The organism is Ruegeria sp. HKCCA5839 (genome assembly GCF_013035585.1).
Classification (GTDB): domain Bacteria; phylum Pseudomonadota; class Alphaproteobacteria; order Rhodobacterales; family Rhodobacteraceae; genus Ruegeria.
Genome location: NZ_WQIE01000003.1, coordinates 466,795 through 488,165 on the forward strand (window position 1 = coordinate 466,795; position 21,371 = coordinate 488,165).

Here is a 21,371-nt window from a genome sequence, read left to right on the forward strand (position 1 = left end):
CAGCCTGTACATCTGGCACAAACATTTCTCGCTTTAAACGACTCCATGTTCCGTGACTTGCAGGGGATGCGCTTCCACCCAATCAGCCAGAAAGGAGGACATCTCGGGAACGGTTGCGAATTGTGAGGCGTTTCGAGGAAGCGCTACGCCGTTCTCCAGCGCCAGACGCGCACAATCGATGTGATGGCGATGTGCCCTTTGCGGGCAATTTTCGGACCCGTGAACGATCGTTGAGAGCAAGGTCCCTCCGTAGGCGTTTGTGTGGTTCAGGTCCGGGTTCTGGCCCAGAAAATATGACATGACGTTGGGCATTCCTTCCCAACCAGCAAGGTGCAGGGGCGGCATACCCATCTCATCCGGCAGATTTGGCTCAAAGCCAATTTCGACTAGACGTTGCATGTGAGGCAGGGTTCCTTCGCGCCAGACGAGGCGGCAAAGAAGAAACTTCATCTCTTGCGACAGGGCATTCATGTCAATCTGGTCATCCTCCTTTGATATTCCGTCCGCTGCCCGCGCCAGTTGCTCTTCAATCAACGTCAACTGCGTGGATGCACGTGCATGTTCCAGAACCGTCGCGACACCCCTGTTTCCGAAAATACGGGCAAAAGCATAGGGAGAGTGGCCGCGGCTAACAGCATTTGGGTTTGCGCCATGATCCAACAAGAGCCGAGCGATTTCGCCCGAAGCCAAACGTCGGGCCGCTTGATGCAAGGCAGGGATCACCAAGGAAGGTTCACCCGACGGATGAGGGTTGATGCCTTCATTGGGATCAGCACCGTGTTTCAGCAACAGCCGAACAGCATCGGTGCTGTTGAAGTCAATCGCCCTCGGCAATGCATTTGTTCCCTTCGGATTTGCCCCGTGCGCCAGCAACATACGAAGACCGTCGGTATGGGCCAGTTCCGTGGAATGGTAGAGGGATTCATCGTCGTCGGGATTTGCCCCATGCTCCAACAGCCATCTGGCCAAAGGCATGTTGTCTGCATGGCCGATGGCACCGTAAAGCGCGGACAAGCGGTGATCTGCTTCGGGGTCGAAGGCGAAACTGTCATTCACATCTGCCCCGTGTTCGACAAGCAATTCCGCCATAGCAAGCATCTCGGGTTCTTTCTCAGGTTTCATCCCCAGATATCTTGAAAACGCCAGATGGCACATAGGTCTCCGCGGCGGGTATTCGCGTGTCGCAGCACCGGGATCCTGCGCAAGGATCTTGCGCATCGCAGTCACGTCATAAAGAGCAACGAGCAAAGGCACCTGACCCTCGGCAAGGTCCGGCTCATCCGCAAGCAGATGCTGGATCGTCTCTATTGAGCCGTTGTAGAGCGCCCAACGCAGCCGTCCCTGTTTCTGTGCGCGATCCATACCTTGTGTTTCAACGGCAAGTTTCAATGCTGGCCAAGAAGCGTATCCCGTCTCGCGCGCGATGACATGCAGACAATCCGCGTGTTTGTAGGCACCGTTTGCGGGGGGCGCTACTATGCCATGGACGCGAAGCATGGCACCTTTGTCGCCTTCTGTCAGAGCTTTGCCTAAAGCCTTGGCATCACGGCGCAGTTGATCGAGTGATTTGGTCATCGGTCTTCCCTCCAATGCCCGACGGTCCGCTAATCCGGGCTGAGAAACCGATGTGGTTTTCACACATTCTGTTCGAGGTGCCGATGACAGCTTTCCGCGGACCAGGGGGTCGCCTCGGAACGACCTCAGTTTAGCGTAGCGCTTGCGGGAATTTCCCGCAAGTCAGTAGCGGACCAGAGGGCAATTTGGGCAATTAATGTTCGCATTAGATGGCTACCGATTGGGCAGCGATCGCGGCTTTTCGGTTGGCGACTTGCTACCGACTTTTGGGCCAGTCAATTCATCGATTTTGCGCAACATTCAATGTATACTATCGGCTCTAGCTGCCAATCCAACTGTGCGCGGGAGGATCGAATGAACGATAGGAGCAGCTCAACTGAGGGAATGATTGACTATGCAGGAAATTCCCTCCCGCAGAAGCACTCTATTCAATCTCGCGCGGACTATGTTCGGGAGATGGCCGATAAGGTTCTGGCCGCATCAGATGAAATACACATTGCTGACTATGGCTGTGGCACCGGATCGAACGCGGTTTTGTCAATCAAGCCTGCCGTAAAGTCTTTTGCTGACCGCTACCCTGGATGCACCATCTATGTTCACCATGTCGATCAGGCGGAAAACGATTGGAATACCCTATTCGAATGCGCTGCTGGCCAGGACGGTTACATCACTCTCTCTTCCAATGTTCGCCCAGTTGCAAGTGTGGGTAGTTTTTTCTCAATGGCTGCACCAGCGTCGTCCATTGACGTTGGAACTTCGTTCGGTGCGAACCATTGGCTCAGCTTACAGCCCAGCATCTCTTCAAAAGGTACACTCTGGTTCGCAGACCTTCAGGGAGAAGCTCGTCTGGAGCTCAAAAAACAAGCGCAACGAGACTGGGAAACTTTCCTAACCTTGCGACTTCGAGAGTTGCGTCGTGGTGGCAGGCTTATGGTCTCGACGTTGGGGGCTATTCCAGATGCGGGCGAGGTCAATGGAATTTGCAGCTCTGGCAGGCATACCTATCGCGCGATGTACCACGTCGCCGAAACGATGGTGAACGACGGGTTGATATCTGAGCATGCGCTTCGTGACTTCCTTATGCCAATCTGGTTTATGTCCAGTGAAGAGGCGCTTGAGCCATTTCAACGCAACAAGGACTTGGCAGATGGCTTTTCGATCGAAAGAGCGGAGGTTGTCCCGGCTCAGCACAACCCGGATGATATCTTTGCAGACCAAATCAAAGCGCCTCAAGACTACGCCAACAGCTATAAGGGCTTTGTTCGTGCCTTTACCGAGTCCACGTTCAGGCAATCCTTGTTGCGCGGCGAAACCGACCAAACGACCAAAGCTAATCTCAACGAGTTCTACGACCGCTTTGAAGCGCTTATCAAAAACGGGGCAGGCAAATACGCGTTTGAAATCTGGTTGTTGACGATTGAGCTTAGAAAACAATAAGCGAACAGAGAGGCGAATGTGTTTCAAGCTTGCCTTTTTGCAGCACCTGTCTAGCAATTTCGCTCAGCCTTTTTTCCGGGGAGAGTCAAAATGCGTTTTGTTGTCTTCATTCTTCTTCTTGCCCTAGCCCTTCCGGCGTTTGCGGATAGCGTTCCGGAATGCGGCAAATTTACTGTTTATTTGGAAGACCTTAAAATTACGTCAGGTGGTAACAGTATCGGAGATGTTGCGGTAGGGCATGTCACAGTTTTCAGTGAAAACGACCAGATGATCGGCATGCAGAACGTCACAACGCTGATTGCACCTGGTTCGGGGCAGGGTGAAACTCAGCTCATAGTAAACGCTTACCTGACCATCGACGGCAACCAACTGATCTACTCTGGTTCCTACCCCAGCCCGACTAACCCCGACACCGTACCCCATTTCGAAACCCAATTGGCAGTTGTCGGTGGCACCGGCGTTTTCAAAGGTGCAAGCGGTCAGGTGAGCTTTTTCGAGAAAGACGCCAAGCGCGCTGCAGCGTTTGATATCGAGTGTTTGGGCTAGCCAAAGTCTTCAAACGGCGAGGGCGGTCAGAAGAAAAGCCAGCTGCTGGCTATTGATGCACAGATAAAACAGGCAGCAACCTGTCCGCGTTTTTTTTGCATTCCGCCACAGGTGGCATCTTGCCGAGTGGCACGAATTGGGCGCGGGACAAAGGACAGTTTCACTTGCCTATTAGAATCGAGTTCGAATTCGCCCGAAAGCACCCTGGCGTAGGCTGCTAAGTCGATACTGTCGCCTCCAATTGCGTACCAAACTGTTCCATTGGTGCTGACGTATAAATTACGTTCATTTTAAAGAAATCTTCTGGGCGGTTCACGATGTTGCTGACCGTGCGGCGTGTGCTGAGCACGACGCTGGTAAAGACTACACGGAGATATCGGCCCATCGGACGGACAAGAAAATCGTGGATAGGTTCGCAATGGGCACAAAGCCGCATCGTTGACGTAATAGTGGGTAGAAGAATTACAAATTATAAAAAACGTCTCATGTCGAACGTGTTTTACTTGATTTGGCGTTTGAAAACAGATGTATCCCAATGCGGACACAGGCGAAGCCGAGCTGAAACACGACGCCAAAAGCAAATACGCCGATCATAAAAACCAACATCTGATCACCAAGGGTTGAGTATCTTTCAGCCTCACGCAGAACGACTGCGATACCTTCATTAACGCCTATTGCCACGCCAGCGCTGGAGGACATCACCAGAACGACGAAGGCGCGTATCAAATTAGGTATGAGCAGTAGCGCTGCTTCATGCGAGCCTTTGCGCAGTTCGATTATGGCGGTCTTGCCGTTATCAACCACATAGGCCGCAACATACGGTACCAGTGACAATGCGACGATCAGCTCGGGCGAAAGCGAGACGTTGGCTCCCAAGACCTGAAATTGCCGTGGAACAGTGTTTAATAGAAAGAACATGACGACAAACGTTGGGGCTGCGCGCATCAAACCGACGAGCGGATTGATCGCATGCGTCCAAAAGCGCCCCGTGAACAAGATCAGCACGCACGGAACACCTAATGCCAGCCCAAACGCCAGGGCGATCAGCGCGATCTGGAAGTTGACCACCATGCCAGTAAGCAATTCGCTTGGATAATCCGAATTGAGCAGATTAATCAGCTCGGTCATGATCCGGCCTCCTGCCAACGCACATCAAGTCTTTTGCGCATGACTTCACATACCCAGACGACGCAAATCACAACGGTAATATAGAACAGTAAGACCAGCGTGTAGGTGGTAGCGCGGCCAGCCGCGAAAGATGTTATGTCGGTGAGGGCACTCAGAAGCTCGGGTGCCCCAGTGAAACTGGCAATGGGTGTGCCTTTGGCTGCGTTCACCAAAAATGAAAGAATCTGCGTCAGAGACCGCCGTACAGCCTCGCGATAGAGCGATAGGCTAAAACGCCCAACATGACGTCCGTCTCGGCGCAGACTGTATGCGGCTTCGCCAATCGCTTGACCCGCGTTACAGCCATTCATCAGGCCAAGTGCGATGATCGCCGACCCCAGAGCCACTGCGGGAGAATAGGTGAAGGTGGCGTTCGCTACGGCGGCGACTACCACCAGCGTCAGGATGACCGGCGAAGACTGGATCACCGAGATCACGCTCCAGGCCAGAAAGCGCGCCAGACGATTTGGAAATGCAGCCAGAAGACCGACGATCAAGGCAAAGCCCAGCGTTGCGGTCAACGACCCAATTACAAGGACAAAAGAATTGACGACGCCAGCGGTAAAGATTTCAAAAGCCGGTTGGCTTGTCAGCATTGGCAATGTCGGGGAAAACCCAAGCTTGTCTTCCATCCAACTGCTTGCCGATTTGACTGTATCAGCAAACGCGGTTGGGGGTGGAGTTGCGTCGAGGGCAGGCAGAACACATGAGGGGTCTTGTAACGCAGCAATCGTTGCGCATCCCGATGACTGCCAGAGACCCCGTTGTTCTTCCAGGAATTGTGTGAAAATTCCGTTCTCGCGCGCGAGTTCGAGGAATTCACCGTCGCGATGCATTATTTGACTTATGAGTTCCAATGCCCGAGCCAGATCGTCGCTGTCGGATTGAGCAACTGCTATTCCCCAGGGCACAGGGTCAAAACCGAATTTGGGCTCGAACCGATCACCAAAGGAGGGTTCCGCAAGGTATGAGGCCAGGAAACTGTCATCATGTGCGACCAACCGACAAACTTGTTCCGTCAGCGCCTCTGGCAGGCGGCTGGCATCTTCGAACAGCATTAAGCGAACGCCTTCTGTGACCAGATGAGCATTCGCGTAGTTACCAATTGTGGTGCAGACACGCTGGCCAGAGATATCGGACCAAGCCGAAACATCTGTTTCGAGCGGGCCTACTATGATTGTTTCTGATTGATAATAGTGGGGGCGGATGAACTTTGCCTGACTGTCCCGGCGCGTATTGTGCCCCATGGTCGCAATCACAACGTCGGCGCCGTCTTCAGCAAGGGTTGATATCCGTGTTGCCGCGCGAACATGTACCCACTCAGGCTCTACGCCGAGCCGGGCAGCTATTGCTCGGGCCACATCTGTGTCGTAGCCGATCCTGTCGGATCGATCTGCATTGCGTGTAGCAAAAAGCGGATAATGCCCTCTTATCCCCGTGCGCATACGGCCAGAACAAAGTATCCGGACAAGACGATCAGCCGTCGGATCGTCGCAGGCTGTGGGCAACTTGGCTCGCGCCTCGGTCAGTAGTATTTCGAGGGCTTCATCTGGAGTTTGGGCGCTAACAGGTGCAACTACCAAGGCCGAGGTCAGTATAAAGACGGCCAAAACAATTGCTGTTGCAACCTTCATGAAAGTTCCTCTCCAGCGCCAGATCGAGCGAGCGACAATACGGCCACTTCGCCGAAAGTGTGGTCCCCGAACCGAAAGATCGAATTCCCGGTTTCCCGCTTCAGAATAACTCGATTCATAACATCCAACTTGGTTTGGGGTAGGGGAACCAGAAAGGAGTTGAGTAGGCGAACTGTGAACCCCAGCGCAGCAGCTTTGTCTCGGGTCTCGCCAAGGCCGATGAATGCATTGTGCACGATCAGCGCGCGGCCACGTGGCGCAAGATGCGGGAGCAAGCCTTCAAGGAATTGATCTAGCAGTCTTCGGCCGCTAAGGCCGCCAGCGCTCCAAGTCGCTAAGCGTCCTGCAACAGTGGCTTGATCCATTGGAAAGTGAGGAAGGTTAGCCAGCACCAGATCGAACTTCCGATTACCCAAAGGGTCAAAGAGCTGACCTTGGTGAATGTCGTATACCGCCGCAGTCCCCTCGCTTTCTAGCAATGCGATGGTCGACGCGACCGCGTCGGGCTCAATATCAACACCTGTTAGTTGTGCCGCACCCTTTGCGCCTGCTGCAGCGAGTAAAACTCCGCTTCCGCAGCCCACATCAAGTACACGAGCCCCGACCAAACTATTGTTTTCATCTTGAAGACATCGCACCAACGCGGCTGAGTAATCGCTGGGACGAAACGGATCAGTCGTCGACGCACCGTATGTGCTACACATCGTTGATTTCTCGTACCCAAGCGCGCGAGGGCGGGTCGATTTCACCCGCCTCCAACCGCTTCACATGCAAGCTGGCCACCGGATCATCGGGTCGCCTTTCTAGGACTTCGCGATAGGCTTTGAGAGCAGTGTTGTGATCTTTTGCGACCAAAGCATCAAACGCGCGCCGACTAAGCCGAGCTATCTCCAGGGTGCTCTCTGATGGCTCAAACTGGTCACCCGCACCATGTGCTCCTAAAAGTTCGTAAATTGTGACAAGAGAGCGTCGTCCTTTTACCTGCAACTCGTCGATCGGACGCACGCACAAACGATCACCGGCTTCGCGAAAGGTGTCATGGCTGATGCATATTTGTGTTCCATAAATTTTGTTACAATCTTCAAGCCGAGCCGCGATGTTTACCCCATCGCCCAACACAGTGTAGCTCATCCTTTCTCGTGAGCCGACGTTACCGACCAAAACCACGTCGGAATGAATGCCGACCCTAAGCCGCATTTCGGGCTCGTCGGATTTGCGCCAATCCTGGTTCAGACGCTCCAGATCATTTTGAACAGCCAATGCGGCAACGCAGGCATGAAAAGCATGTTCATCCAGAGGTGACGGCGCCCCCCAAAAGGCCATGACACCGTCGCCGACAAACTTGTCGATTGTGCCCTTTTCCTCAAGAACGCGACGGTTGAACATCCCCAATAGCGAAGAAACGCGACTAAGAAGATCCCGCGCTGCAATTCGCTCGGCTAAGGTCGAAAACGCTTCTACGTCGCAGAACAAGATCGACAGGAACCGACTCTGCCCGCCCAGTTCAAGCTTTTGATCTGACTTTAGCAACTGCCGAACCAACTCAACTGGAACAAAGCGAGCAAAAGCCTGGACAGCCGTATCTAAGGTCTCAATTGCAGATGAGAGAATCGCAATTTCTCTCACGCGTGAGCGAACTATCGGGATGTCCGAAGCGCTATCTAGCGATTGTATCCGCTCGACCTTGCGCGCGAGCCGTTGGAGAGGGGAGGCGACGAGGCCTGCAATAATCGTGATTACAGTTAGTTGGATCGCTACGGCGGCCAGCCCAATGATCAGCATCTTGCGGTTGCTCGCGTGAAATTCAGCCGTAAAATCGTCAAGTGGTGTAACCACCATTAATCGCCAGGGCTTGCCCAGGTTTTCGTGGAACGAGGATAGCGAGACGATGAAATCCTGTCCGTCATAAGAAAAGTCGTATACTTCTGCCCCCTCGGATTCGTGGCTCTGGCTATATGCCGTGGCCGCAATTCGATTCTCGGCATCTGCGACATGAGTCAAAGCCACTTGGTTGTTGCCACCGCCGAATTGGGTCATGCCGTCTGAAGCCGCCAGAACCAGCCCTTTGTCGTCCAGCATATAGCTTACGCTATTGTCGCTGACAGGGTTCTCAGCCAGGTACTGCGAAAAGCGATCCAGTGTCACATCTGCGGCGACGACGCCCAGTAAACTACCGTCGACAGAGTAAGGTTCGGCGACAGTAAATCCTACAAGTCCAAATGCCCAGAAGAGCTCTGGATCTGTGATAATAGCGTCGCCTGCCTCTTCTGCCTGTAAATACCAAGATCGACTGCGAGGATCATAACCGCTGTCTATCCCGACGTCGCCAAGAACAGACTGTTCATTATCAAGAAAGATATACCTATCGAGAATTGGCGGCCCCATGTCCGGTTCGATCAAGCGATATGCATAGACCGCGTCTTCGGGAGGCTTGGCTCCGTGGAAGGATGCGTCATGATCATGAATGCGTCGCGCTTGACGAAATCCGCCGTCGTTTGTTCCGACATAGATGTTCAACAACGTTTCACTGTAGCCCAACATCTCGAAAAGATAGACTAGCGCTCTGCTGTCGGTGAATAGATCTGGGGCTTGCCGACCAAGCTCTGCCGCCGTCGCGACGAGAGATTTCAATGCTTGGAACTCTGAGTTTATCTGTCGGATTGTTTCGTTGCGGAACCTTTCGACAATGTCCGCAGCGTGATTCCTGAGTACACGCTCACTCGATTGGTAGTTGATCTGAATTGTCGCTAACAGAACCGGAACTGTTGTTAAAAAGAACACCACAATAATTGTAGCCTTGAGCGGAACCGAAAAGCGTCGCCTGGCTACATTCGACCCGTTTAGGGGCGCGACGTCTGTCTGGCTTTCCTGTGTGTTTTGCATAAAGCCAAACCCCGGTAATACTTCAACTGATCATAACACACCTATTTTCCAAAGGTTCCAACTTAAATGTTAGGTAGTAGGCAGTCGCTCAGTTACCAATCGCACAAAGATTAAGCGCCTGTGATGAGCTAACACATGCTCCTTTATCGTTAGATCATTCTTGCCTTATTTCACACGTGCCTCGTATCCCAGCTATGTTTCGGGCCCAGTTTTTTCCAAACGAATCCCGTTCCAGTGAATCCTGTCTTGGGAGAGGCAACCGACAGTAATGCTTGCTTGAACGCGGGCTAGAGTTGATCCGTTTAGGTTTCGTTTACCACACTAACCGATATCCGCCCTATCGGTTGCTCTTGAGTGGTTGATTGCTTGATCCTTTGAGACGGCTCTGTCGAGGTTTTGGAATTTGTTCGGGACATGATCCGACGCTGTTGCCCGAACAACGCCATTTTGCGTGAGAACCGCTGCCTGCGAACCAGGTTCTGGCGGACCAAAGAAATCAAAATCTTTGTTGCTTAGGTAGAATTTTGCCCGTCCAGCTAAACCGCCCAAAAACTGTTGTATGGGCGCTGCAACGCAGTTTTGATGTTTTCATGACTAGCACCTCACTTTCCTGGCCCGAAGCATTGGCCGCGATGAACGCTTGTATCTGTGCATACCAAATCCGCCGTGTGACCACTGTGCCTAGCGAACAAGCATCAATCTTGCGCAGCGAAACGCGCGGCGACGGTGATGAAGCCTTGGTTTACGATGTGATGCCCGTTTTTCAGGATGCCGTTGGATTCCGAGCGCTTAGCGAAACTTATACGCCTGATTTTGAAGCCAGTGGTGCCGATGACATAGACGCCGCACTCGTCGGAGCACTATCACGAGATCGCGCCGTCCTTGCATTGCGTGGAACACTATCACCCAATTTGGTTCGAAACGATTGTGTCGGGTGGATCAGAGATTGGCTACAGGATGCCGAAGCCAAACCTGAACCTTGGTCTGTCGGCAATCAAGGGACTGATGAAGCCGAAACCGGATTTGCGACCGCCGCTATGCGTCTCTGGCCTTGGATCGAACGTAAGCTCGCACCGCGTGTCGCTTCACTCTCGGGTGGGTTGGTGATTACTGGGCATAGCAAAGGAGGTGCAATGGCCTTTCTTGTCGCGTCGCTCGTCAGGGAAAAATGGCCCGACCTTCCAATTGTGGTCTACGCCTTCGCGCCGCCTGTGGCTGGCAACAGTGCGTTTGCGCGTGCCTACGCGGCTAGCGGATTAACTGATGTAACGCACAGAATCCAAGTTATCCGCGATGCCGTTCCGTATCTGGCCCGGTGGGATCGCGCAGACATTTGGGCAGCGCTCAAACCATCTGGGGTTTTGGAACGCGTTGGTTGGGACGTTCTTGCGCGGCTTGCGCATGATCTGACGGGTAAAGGTTATACCGCTGTGGGTGACGTCGTCGTGATTACGGACTCACAGGGGTCTGTTTCATACGGGATCGAAGCCGTCCGAGCTTCACTAACCGCAATTGCAACGGCCCTTGAGGCTAAGGAATACGAGGCAGTCGCATCCGCACATTCCAGCGTCTCGAGTTACCTTCGAATGATAAAAACTGCGGCGCGTAAGGCCGGGAATGACGGCTGAGTGCGCCTGATCTTACGCATCGCAGCCTGCAAATTTTTGGCTGCTTTAAGTAAGAGCGCGTTAGACTTCGAAATGGGGGAATCACTAGGACTACGATTACTCCAACTACCTCATCACGCTGAGTTTTTCCCAGTGCGTTTCGCCAATGTCAAACTATGACTGACCAATCGATAACGGTGCTGTTTTCTCAGTGTTTGTGCGTCGTGATAGAGTGTATGCAATTAGAGGTAAGCATAGTTTCGTCGCAGACTATTCAGCAATAGATCGTAGGTCGAAACCTGCGGGAGACTTTCCCATTCGCAGAGGATTGAGGAACCATTTTCATACGAGTCAGCTTTGACCGCCGCTGCTCGTCGCTTGCTTGGTTGGGGGTAGACGGAACGCATAAAACATCGCGATCAGATTGAGCGCCGCCAGCACGAAGATTGGTGTGATTGGATCCTGAAGATGCGCCACCGCGCCCAGGATTGCGGCAAATGCAATACCCACAAGACCGGCGATGACGTCACCGAGAGCCACGAGATAAGGGCGCTCTTTCTCGTTTGTCATTTCGATTACATACAAGTATCGGCCGTAGATCACGCCGTTGCCGCCCAGAGAAAGCAGTAGGATGACCAATGCGTACAGCCAAACATTCTGTGCATAGCCCATCATTGTAAACCCAAGTGCCAACAATGCCGACAGGGTCGAGATTAAGCATCCAAGCCACATCACCGGTTTAACTGTGACCCGACCGCTGAGCCAACCCCATGCAATGGACCCAATCACCACACCAGCGCTTGCCGCAATAACAAAGTAGCTGAGCGAGTGTTTTGTACCGACGTGGTAAGTAGCGGCATGGATCGTATAGAAAGGCATGGCCAGCTCGACTGATACAAAGATAAGCCGCGCGGTTAGGAATTTCCTGTACCACGGGTAAGCCATGCCAGTCTTAAACCCGGTTTTCAATTCGGCCATCGGTTTTGACTTCTTGGCGGGCTGTGGTGCTATGGTTCGTTCTTCGAAAATCTTGACACCGGCGAAGCTGATCCCTGCAGCAAACATGGCAATCACACCGCACCACATTACCACGATATGGCGCTGCATCGGCTGGTCCGAGACCAAAAGGTCCTTGGTGACCCAGACAACTATGATCGCGAGAATCCCGGAAATGGTAGCCTGGGCAAAAACCATCCGGTTGCGCTTGGCATCTGGGACGGAAACGCCGTAGATCTGACTGGTGCCAAGGCTGGTGATACCCTGACATAGCCCCATGACGATAGCAGTTACTAGGAACAGCAAAATCACCATGAGTTGCGGCAGCGTCGTCGCAAACAACGCAAGTATCGCGAGAACCGTTCCTGTTAGGATGTTCGGTATATAGACTGCCAGTTTTGCGCGGGTCACACGGTTTATGAAGGGTGAGACGAAGATTTCAGCGATCAGGCGCGCACCGGTGACGAAAGGCAGCAAGAGACCTGCTATGAAAGTGGGAGCCCCAAGCGCGAGATACAAAAACGGCAAAACCAGCCGCGGGTTGACCAACTGGTTGCCAATGGTCGACAGCGCTCCGGACCAGAAAATCAACTGATAATTGCGACCGTCAACCGATTTGGGTTGGGGTGGTAATTTCGGTTTGCTCATTGATATTCACACACTGCCCTGCGGTTCCGAGTTTTAACAACGTTCACGCAGATACTCAATTTGTTCAACGGCTTGGTGAGGTTGCAAAGCAGTTGGAGCTGAAAACGCCTCCAAAACGCGCGGATTCTGGCTGAAACGGACGTTAACCGAACGCCTACGATGGTTTTGGTAGGAGGTCTGCGGAGATTCGCGCGAGGCGGCTATGTGGCTTGGCGGGTAAGCCTTGAAAGCGGGCTGTGACCGCAGAGCTTAATTAGGTTGTTTTAGGGTCCGGTATAAGTGTTTCGTCGAAGCATTACGGTCATTGGGGCATCGCGCAGTCTCAGTAAATTTGTCGGAAAAACCAACTGTTGACATCTTCTGTTCGAGTGACCGTTTCGTGTGCTATACAACCGCTGTCGACGACGAGTCCGGGCGGTTTCCGTCCAACAGTATCCAACACAGGGTCATAGTGCCGAGACAGCAATATTCGACGTTCGGAATTGCTCGAAACCGAGCATAGCGCCACACGATCGCTTGTCGGCTTCGAGCCCTTTGCAGCCCGACCCATGTTGTGCAAGAGGCTCATCTCAGCCCCTGGGGTGCAACGGCCCAAGGGCCGCACTGAGATGGCCGATCATGGGCGTTGCATAGGTATTTCGGTTAACGCGTCCCAGGCGTCTTCTTGCGTTTGCGCGGCCTGCAAACTGTCCCAGACCTCTGCCACAAAGGGGTCAGCCGCAGCCATCTCGGAGACAAGCACGTCCCAGGGTTCCCAGAGGCTGTCTAGGGTCTCAGGGGTGTAAAGGCGGACTTCCACGCCCTGTTCTTCCATTTGCGCGACGGCGGCGGCTTGTGAGTATTCCATCTGCAGGACTGAACGCATCGCGTTGGATCTGGCCGCCATGTCGATGATCTTGCGCTGGCTGTCTGTCAGTCCGTCCCAAACGTCGCGGTTGATGACCAACTCAATCATCGTCGAGGGTTGGTGCCAGCCGGGGAAATAGTAGAAAGAAGCCACTTGTGGAAAATCCAGCGCAAGATCCACCTGGGGAAAGCTGAACTCGGTCCCATCGATGGCACCACTTTCAAGCGATGAAAAGATCTCGCCGCCTGCGATCAGCACGGTATCCGCACCCAAGCTTGCCAGCACTTCTGAGGCCAAACCCGTCCAGCGCAGCTTGAGCCCGGCAAAATCGTCAGTCCCTTCGATCGCTGTATTGAACCAGCCGCCCGATTCCATACCGGTGAAGGTTACTGGCATTGTCACGAGGTCAAAGCCTGCATCGTCATACATGCGCTGATTGAGTTCGAGCCCGCCGCCTTCGTAGAACCAGGCCATATAATCGAGCGCTGGCGGCCCGAACGGCATCGACGTGAAAAACGACGCAACGGGCAAGGACCCATGAAGGTAGGCCGCAGCGGTATAGCCCGCTTCGATCTTGCCGTCAGAAACCGCCTGTTGAATGTCGAGGGGTGGGACAATCGCGCCAGGTTCCCGCAGCTCGATCTGGATCGTCCCGCCGGAGGCTGCCTCGACATCTGCTTCGAACTGCCGGATCGTGTTGACGACCGGAAGGCTGGTCGGAAAAGCCGATTGCAGGGTGATCGTGACATCCTGAGCCAGGCTTGGCCCGCTCATGGCCACAAAGGGTAAGGTAGCTAGGGCCAGTTTGGTCATCTTTGTCATGTTGTCCTCCGGGTCTAATGGGTTAGCGTTTTAGGGTGCGCGATTGTCGATGCGGTGCATTGGATCATGCTATTTCGAAAAGCTGGTCGATGAGCTGGATCTTGCCGCGGATGCCAGGATTTCTGTCTTAGGTGTGACCGCGTTTGATTGTCTTTGCCGTCTCGATCCAGCTCAGTGCCGCTTTGGGTGATAAAAATGCTTTGAATGCACTCACAATACCCAAGCAGCCGCTTCATAGTTGCATGATCACTCTTGATCAGATTGTTCCGCGACTTTTTGTCGACGTGCAGATTGCTTTCGAAATGTGGATCAAAGATGGCTCCATTGTCCGCGAACTTACATGTATACGGTCAATACGAAAACGCTGCTTTGTCCACATGTCGCAAGTTTGCACAGGGCTGCTTTCCCAAGCTCCGCGAATGACCCAAAAAGTGGGCTGTAAGCACCACATTTTGACCAATCAGTTATCGGCAGATTTGACCATTTACGAGGGTCTGCAAACATCCGCGACATCTATCGCATCCGCAAAACTATTCGGGGTTTGGGGTGAGAGCTGACACAAGCTTTTATACTAACTCATCCACTCGCTCGGGAGAATAAGTGTTGGTCGCCGCGGCAATCACTAATTCGTCTTCTGGCACCATGTATAGAACTGCATACCACATTGTGTTTGATCCATTGTGCCAAACAGCTGTGGGCTTAGATTCGGTCGTTTGGATAACCCATCCGAGGCCGTAGCCTGTCGATACCGGCGTTCGCATGGTCTGACAACTTGTAAGCTCTAAAAAGTCGTTCCGATGACCGGCACATGCTTGAAGGTGCAACTGTCCCCACTTCATAAGGTCCCTCAAGTTCAAATGCAGTGTTCCCGCCGGCCCCATCCAACGTGGATTGTCTGACAACGGATTTTGAGGTGGGACAGGCATTGGAATCCCCAAAATTGATTTGTGCCCTGTCGCGGCGTCTTGCGGTACTGGCGCACCAAAACCCAATGATCTTAGGCCGAAAGGCATACCAATTTCGGTCTGAATGAGCTCCTCCCAAGTGCTTTTGGTAACCTCTTCGACCACAAAACCCGTAAGAACATACCCGACGTTTGAGTAGGAAAACTCGCCGCTCCGCTTCAGTGGTTCACTCCACATAGCCGATAGGGCCGCATACCGACCAGCGGAAGGTTTGTTGTTGAATGTCTTTCGCATAACCTTGTTTGGTGGGTTTGCGGGCAGACCTGCAGTGTGACTGAGAAGCTGCCGAAGATTCAACGACCTCCATTCTGGGTGCATGCTATCTTTGTGGGACGGCAGGTATTGGTCGATCGGGGTATCGAGGTCCACCATACCCTTGTCAACCAATCGCATCACCAACGTAGATGTAAAGGATTTGCCAATGGACCCAATATGCCAGGGGGCGTCATCAGCGACAGCCGTTGAACCGCGAAAGGTGGTGGGTCCCGAGGTCTTAACCTTTGGCTTATTTTGCCCGACGACATATGCAACCCCGAGCGCGAACTGCGGATTTGCCTGAGCCGCATTTTCGAATAGTTCGCTTGGATCGCGTTTCTGAGCGCTTACTCCCGCGGGTAGAATTGTACTAACAACGGCGAAAAGCAGAACCTTGGACTTCCAAATCTTGAACATCTGGTAACGCTGCACTTGGAAAACGCCGATTTCAATCAGCTTGAGACGAACATTTTGATAGCGTGGACAGCTGTATTGTTGCGACCGATCCCAAGTGGCGCGAATGGACAGTGATCACAATACACCCTGGTGTCAGACAGGCGGACGCAACTTGTGCCAATGGGTAAGCTCTTGAAACTTTTGAGCAAGCTCCAGTAGAGACGTCTCCTCGTAATGGTGACCCACCATCTGCAGCCCAATCGGCAGGCCATTTTGGGTCTGGCCGCAAGGCAGGCTTAACGCAGGGTTGCCGGTGAGATTAAATCCGCATGTAAAGGGTACCAGACTCGCAAGTTCTTGCGTTGGGTCAAAATCCGCCAGAGGCATTGCGGGGCGCGGTGTCGTTGGTGTCAGCAAGGCCTGCACATTTGCTTTCCGGAGTGTGATGGCTAGTTCCCGTCGCAATTGAGACCGAATTTGTACCGCGTTTCGCAATTGGTCTTTAGGAATTCCAAGCCCGCTATCGATCATCTCCGCGACGGCTGGCGCAAAGTCGTCTCGTCGTTGGTTTAAGGTGCGAGCATTGGCGCAGGCCAACTCTGCGGAAAAGAACGTGACGGTTGCGTCGACAGCCAATCGAAGTGTGGGAATGTCAATTTCGATCAGCTCGATGCCAATTTGGTTGAAAACAGCAACGGCGTCAGAAAATGCGGCTTTGACTTCTGGGTCGAGGTCGCAAATTTGGGCAACCGCCTCAAATGTAGCCTCTCCCAGAACGGCGATCTTGGATGTGGTAGGGTACCTATCGCGATGCGCCGGTTGGTTCTGCAAAGTTGCTTTGTCCCAGGGATCTGGACCTGCAAGAATTGGCAGAATCTGGCTTAGATCTGCAGCGGATCTGGCGATGATACCAACATGATCGATCGACGGCGCAGATGCCTGACGCATCACCCCATGCGAGCTGATCAGGCCCCAAGTTGGCTTCAACCCCGTTGTTCCTGTCATGGCCGCCGGAATGCGAACGGATCCTGCAGCATCGGTCCCGAGTGCAAAGCGGGCGGATCCGACAGCAACCGAAACACCGGCGCCTGCGCTCGATCCACCTGGGTAGCAGGAAACATTCCATGGATTGCGTGTTGGTGGCTGATCCAGTCCGCAGGTCAATTCATGCGCGATTTGCGTTCCGACCAATATCCCGCCCGCTGCGCGAAGCCGTTCGATGGCTGTTGCGTCTTTTGAAGGCACACGATCTTTGTACGCTTTCGAGCCCCCAGATGTCACAACACCCGCCACATCAAAAACCTCTTTGACAGCAAAGGGCCATCCCTTGATCCGGTGCTTTTGCGTGTTTACATGGGCACCGGCCTCGCCGGCCTGAGCGCCAGAAACCATCAGATGTCTGAACGCGTGTACTTTGTCCTCACTGCGCGCTAGGGCATCCAGGGCATTGTCAAGCTGATTGCTGGTGGAGGCGGACATGGGTTTCTCAGATCATTGATGATATTCTATGCAGCCAAATGGCAAATGCTTTTTGGTCCAGGCGCTTTTCGCTCGCTTATGAATCGGTCGTGTTTTCAAGGTCATCCAACAGCTTGTAATCTGTCGGCGGATCGTCGCAAATTCCCGGCCCACATTCTAACAGCGCTGAACCGGCGTTGACGATCGCCAAGCCTAAGATCAGAAAAAACGCGGTCTTGGCCAACGGGCTCCCGCCAAATCTCTCCGTCGCTCTGACGTCGGATGCAAGATCGTACTGCTTCTCAAAGACGAGCATTATTGCGGTCCCAAGGATCACCAAACCAAAGGCGATCCCGGCCCAAGTATAAAAATGCAGGCCGAACACGGGCGAGCCGTAGTGACCCGTCCCAGGAACGATGTGCAACAGAATCTGCCGTATTGAAACGCTGATGCCAAAGATCGCAGCCACCAGGACTATTCCATAGTTTCTTGCCCGGGTCCCCCATAACAGATTCAAACCCAGACCAAATCCGACCGCCACAAAGCCTACGCGTTGAAGCAGACACAGCGGGCAGGGCAGTTCGTACAATACGAGTTGAAAATAAAAGGCCAGAATCAACACAAGGCAAACCGCGAGGACACCAAGCGCGTTCAGATTTCGAGCGAATTCAGGTGACATCGGCAACTCTCACAGCTGGATGGAAAGGGCGGTCGTGGCATGAAATTTCAGCCAATATGCGCTCATCAATAATGTCAGTACAAAAACGGCGTATGAGAACCTTACGAGTTTTAAATACGCAAGCGTCATTGAGCTGGCAAAAAGTGCAAATAGCAATGCAATCATGGGATGCTCCTTACGGATCGAATATATCCGTGGTGACCAATCTCCCAAGCTGAACCGGTTCAGGTTTATTAATCAAGCCCCTAGCGATCATTTCATGGGCAGAGCTTTTTCGGCTGCTGACGACACGTTCATCGTGTAATCGCAGCGACTGTCAGCAATACGGCCTATGCCAGCGGCGTTAGAGTTGAGTTGTAAATGTCTCCTATGTGCTGGTCTTTTCAGTGCCAAATTTTGGTTTTAGGCACATCGCTTCGACCTATTCATCGCGGAACATATGGAAGATTTGGGCTCGAAGCGGACGTTAAACCTGTTCCCCAGGATGATTGCTTTTCGGTTATTGCTGTACTTCGTATTGTTTTGGCGGCGAGCTAGCTTGAGATAAATCGATATCAAACGCGGCTCAATTTAGTTTCTTCACGCAAAGCTGTTGGGTACCCTCTCTATTACAGAAGTTTTCGAGAACGTTGGCGATGTACGGTAAACGTGGTGAGATCATATGACGGGCATTTTGCGGGTAACAGTGCGAGCCGCTTTGTTCCTCGTTCTCATTCTCTTGCTTCTCTGGTCAGCTTTAGCTCTGCCCGTTTTCTCCGGGCTTCGAACTCCGATTTTGGAGAGGATGCTCTCGGAACAGATCGGACAGACGGTTTTGATTGAAGGTGAAGTCAGCATCATACTTGGGGCAACCAGCTACATCCATGCAACCAAAGTGGAGGTGCCCAGCGAGACCATAGAAAATGTGAACCTGGCCGCTCTAAACGTTCTGGAGCTGGAATTAAACCTGCCTGCGCTGATTTCAGGCCAAATCGATATCGACAACCTGATCATCGATGGCCTCAATGTTCGATTGCTGACCGACACAGATGGGAAGCAAAGTTGGGTTGCGGACAATCGGCCTGAGGTCAGTGCCACAGCGTTAGATATTAAAGACAACACGGATGGCATCCTGGATTTTCTGAGCGACAAAACCGTGACGTTCACATCCGTTGCTCTGAAGGTGAACAACGAGACAACTGGTTTCGAATTCGATTTCGAATTGGCAAATCTGTACTTGGATCAACTGGGCGATGATGCGGGTGCTACAGTCACAAGCCAGGGCACTGTGAACGGGCAGAGCTTTCAGATCGAAGGTGACTATCCTCGCGGCCAAGCATTCACCACACATGCGAATTTTGGTGAGATGACCCTTGATTTCAATGGAACTCCCATCACCACACAGAACGGTGGCGGCTTCGAAGGCAAGCTGACTTTAGACACTGGCGAAATTGGCGATCTACTCGAACTTCTTCGTCTCGACCGTGATTTGGAAGGTCAGGCAAATCTGACGGCCGACATTAAAAGCCAGCACCCGAAGCTGAAAATCTCGGATTTCAGCACGGCTTTGAACCTTGCAGGTGGTCAGTTGTTAACAGCGAAAGGCTCGGTCGAAGATCTGATCGGATTTGAGGGTGTCGATCTTGCAATTGATGGACGCTTCTATCCGCAGGGCAATCCACCTGAAACGGCCACGGATATAAAGGATCTAAAGCTCACAAACCTTTCAACTCAGATCGTCGGTACGGAAAACGCGCTGGAGTTTCAGGATCTGACACTGACGACAAATGCGTTTGACAATGAGCTCAAACAGATCGGTCCGGTTCGCTTTGGCCGCGTGTTTCGCGCTGACAATGGGAACCTGATGCTGGAAGACATCACATTGCAGGCGGGGCCGCAGGATCGTCCATACCTGACCGCCAAAGGCAATATCAAAGACCTGTTGCGCCTGAAAGAGATCGACTTTAGCGGGACGATGTCGATACCGGCATCACTGTTCTTTCAAGAGCAGAGCATGATAGACACAAAATCGCTTGGCAGCGTCGAAGGCAGCTTTTCTGCGGATGACCTGCAGGGGTTTCTCAGTCTCAACCAATTCGATGCGCAGACGGTCGATACCAAAATATGGCAGCTGAAAACCCAGGCCAAGCTTGGGAACGTAAATGACTTTGAAGACCTGTCCTTTGATCTCGACCTGGAGATCGATGACAGCGCCCAGTTTCTTGCCGCTATCGGCCAGAAAACAGTCAAAGCCGGGCCCTTAAAGGTCAACCTGTCCGCGCAGGGTAAGCAAGAGGATTTTTCGAGTACAATCGCGGTGACACCCGGCAATTCGAAGCTGAGCGCCAATTTGGAAACATCCACCGCTGGCGCGCGTCCGGTGACGAAAGGAAAGGTCTCCAGCGAAAGTATCGCATTGCAGGATATCAAAGACGCGGTTGTTGTTGCTTCACGGATTGAAGCAAGCTTTCGTCAACCCGGGACAACGGGGCAAAAGCACAGCGGTTCGAAGGGGAAGGTGACTGACTTGATCGAAGCCGAAGATTTTCTGCTCGATCAGGATGTCGATCTGTCCATCGAGATCAAGAAAATCGCGGGCGAACAGATGATAACCAGTTTGTCCAGTCAATTGAGCGCAAGCAATGGCCTCGCCCAGTTGGGCCCTGTCGATGTCGCCTATGATGGCGGCCGTTTCTCGGCCACAGCAAAAATGAATATGGCGAAGAGCCCGCAGTTGCTTTCACTTCAAGGCACAATAAAAGACTGGAATCTGGCAACCCTCTTCAGCGAACTCAACACCAAATACTCTGCAGAAGGGCGCCTTCATGGCAGTTTCGCGTTTACCGGAAACAGGCGCTCGATCGAGGCCTATGTCAACTCAATGAAAGGGTCTGCTTTGATCCTGATGTCCAATGGAGGAATATCAACCAGCCTTCTCGAGTTGTCCGGGCTTGGCATTTTTCCATGGCTGATTTCCGAAGAGCTCAGAAAAGGCTATAGTAAGATCACATGCCTGGCCGCCCCTATCAAAATCACTGCTGGCGACGTGTCTTTCAGTTCGTTTGTTGCGGAAACCAAAAAGGTACAGCTTGTCGCCCATGGCGATCTGGATTGGATAAAGAACACGATTTCAATTCAGGCCGAGGCCCGAAAGCTCGGCAAGCCCTTGTCGCGGAGTGCCTGGCCATTCGAAGTCGTGGGTTCGCTGACGCATCCCAAAATAAAGCTGCTTCATCATAACATATTCCAACAACGCAAGGATGGAGCTACGGAGTTACCCGAAAACCGAAAGTCCTGCGTCCCGGATATTAGTCAACTAAGATAGTAGATTGAGTTTTCCGTATCGAATTCGCTTCGATCCAGGCGGTCTCTCAGGAAAATTCGTGTCTCGGCAAAACGCTCTTGTGAGTGCAGATATTCATTGAAACCTGAGCCGCCTCTACGCTCAAATAAGCTTGTTTCATTTTCCGGAAAGGG

Annotated in this window: 15 protein-coding genes; 4 read left to right on the plus strand and 11 right to left on the minus strand. The window is 52.8% G+C overall.

Annotation, left to right across the window (positions count from 1 at the left end; all coding sequences use genetic code 11):
• Positions 1-33 precede the first annotated feature (33 nt).
• Entirely contained in the window at positions 34-1,575 is a 1,542-nt protein-coding gene (locus tag GOV38_RS11900; RefSeq protein ID WP_171209680.1) for an ankyrin repeat domain-containing protein, read from the minus strand.
• 354 nt (positions 1,576-1,929) lie between these two features.
• Here GOV38_RS11900 and GOV38_RS11905 point away from each other — a divergent pair, with 354 nt between their 5' ends.
• A complete protein-coding gene (locus GOV38_RS11905; RefSeq protein WP_171209679.1) occupies positions 1,930-3,012 on the plus strand; it encodes a hypothetical protein in 1,083 nt (360 codons plus the stop codon).
• 90 nt (positions 3,013-3,102) lie between these two features.
• On the plus strand, positions 3,103-3,558 hold the full coding sequence (locus GOV38_RS11910; RefSeq protein WP_171209678.1) for a hypothetical protein: 456 nt from the start codon (positions 3,103-3,105) through the stop codon (positions 3,556-3,558).
• Between the two features lie 483 nt (positions 3,559-4,041).
• Here GOV38_RS11910 and GOV38_RS11915 read toward each other — a convergent pair whose 3' ends face one another.
• Genes GOV38_RS11915 through GOV38_RS11930 form a run of 4 tightly spaced genes read right to left on the minus strand, consistent with a single transcriptional unit; the run spans position 4,042 to position 9,242 of the window.
• A complete protein-coding gene (locus GOV38_RS11915; RefSeq protein WP_171209677.1) occupies positions 4,042-4,686 on the minus strand; it encodes a hypothetical protein in 645 nt (214 codons plus the stop codon).
• Entirely contained in the window at positions 4,683-6,359 is a 1,677-nt protein-coding gene (locus GOV38_RS11920; RefSeq protein WP_171209676.1) for a transporter substrate-binding domain-containing protein, read from the minus strand. The genes GOV38_RS11915 and GOV38_RS11920 overlap by 4 nt, the downstream gene beginning before the upstream one ends.
• Positions 6,356-7,063 carry a methyltransferase gene (locus GOV38_RS11925; RefSeq protein WP_171209675.1) on the minus strand — a complete coding sequence of 236 codons (708 nt, stop codon included), beginning with the start codon at positions 7,061-7,063 and terminating at the stop codon, positions 6,356-6,358. The genes GOV38_RS11920 and GOV38_RS11925 overlap by 4 nt, the downstream gene beginning before the upstream one ends.
• Positions 7,056-9,242: an adenylate/guanylate cyclase domain-containing protein gene (locus tag GOV38_RS11930; RefSeq protein ID WP_171209674.1), complete on the minus strand. Its 2,187-nt coding sequence runs from the start codon at positions 9,240-9,242 to the stop codon at positions 7,056-7,058. The genes GOV38_RS11925 and GOV38_RS11930 overlap by 8 nt, the downstream gene beginning before the upstream one ends.
• Positions 9,243-9,832: 590 nt before the next feature.
• On the opposite strand from GOV38_RS11930, the gene GOV38_RS11935 reads away from it, so the two are divergent.
• The gene (locus GOV38_RS11935; protein WP_171209673.1) at positions 9,833-10,870 is read left to right on the plus strand and encodes a lipase family protein; all 1,038 of its coding nucleotides are present in this window, start codon (positions 9,833-9,835) and stop codon (positions 10,868-10,870) included.
• A 330-nt stretch (positions 10,871-11,200) separates the two neighbouring features.
• Here the strand turns inward: GOV38_RS11935 and GOV38_RS11940 are convergent, their stop codons facing one another.
• From GOV38_RS11940 to GOV38_RS22300, 6 genes are all read right to left on the minus strand, one after another.
• The gene (locus GOV38_RS11940; protein ID WP_171209672.1) at positions 11,201-12,493 is read right to left on the minus strand and encodes an MFS transporter; all 1,293 of its coding nucleotides are present in this window, start codon (positions 12,491-12,493) and stop codon (positions 11,201-11,203) included.
• A gap of 616 nt (positions 12,494-13,109) precedes the next feature.
• On the minus strand, positions 13,110-14,162 hold the full coding sequence (locus tag GOV38_RS11945) for a TRAP transporter substrate-binding protein (protein ID WP_171209671.1): 1,053 nt from the start codon (positions 14,160-14,162) through the stop codon (positions 13,110-13,112).
• Positions 14,163-14,728: 566 nt separating this feature from the next.
• Entirely contained in the window at positions 14,729-15,799 is a 1,071-nt protein-coding gene (locus GOV38_RS11950) for a serine hydrolase (protein ID WP_171209670.1), read from the minus strand.
• A gap of 132 nt (positions 15,800-15,931) precedes the next feature.
• Positions 15,932-17,257 (minus strand): amidase, encoded by a 1,326-nt coding sequence (locus GOV38_RS11955; protein WP_171209669.1) that lies wholly within the window; start codon positions 17,255-17,257, stop codon positions 15,932-15,934.
• A gap of 76 nt (positions 17,258-17,333) precedes the next feature.
• Entirely contained in the window at positions 17,334-17,915 is a 582-nt protein-coding gene (locus tag GOV38_RS11960; RefSeq protein ID WP_171128307.1) for a disulfide bond formation protein B, read from the minus strand.
• Positions 17,916-17,924: 9 nt separating this feature from the next.
• Positions 17,925-18,080 (minus strand): DUF5993 family protein, encoded by a 156-nt coding sequence (locus tag GOV38_RS22300; RefSeq protein WP_254445635.1) that lies wholly within the window; start codon positions 18,078-18,080, stop codon positions 17,925-17,927.
• A gap of 496 nt (positions 18,081-18,576) precedes the next feature.
• Here GOV38_RS22300 and GOV38_RS11965 point away from each other — a divergent pair, with 496 nt between their 5' ends.
• The gene (locus GOV38_RS11965) at positions 18,577-21,219 is read left to right on the plus strand and encodes an AsmA family protein (protein ID WP_171209668.1); all 2,643 of its coding nucleotides are present in this window, start codon (positions 18,577-18,579) and stop codon (positions 21,217-21,219) included.
• The last annotated feature ends 152 nt before the right edge of the window (positions 21,220-21,371 follow it).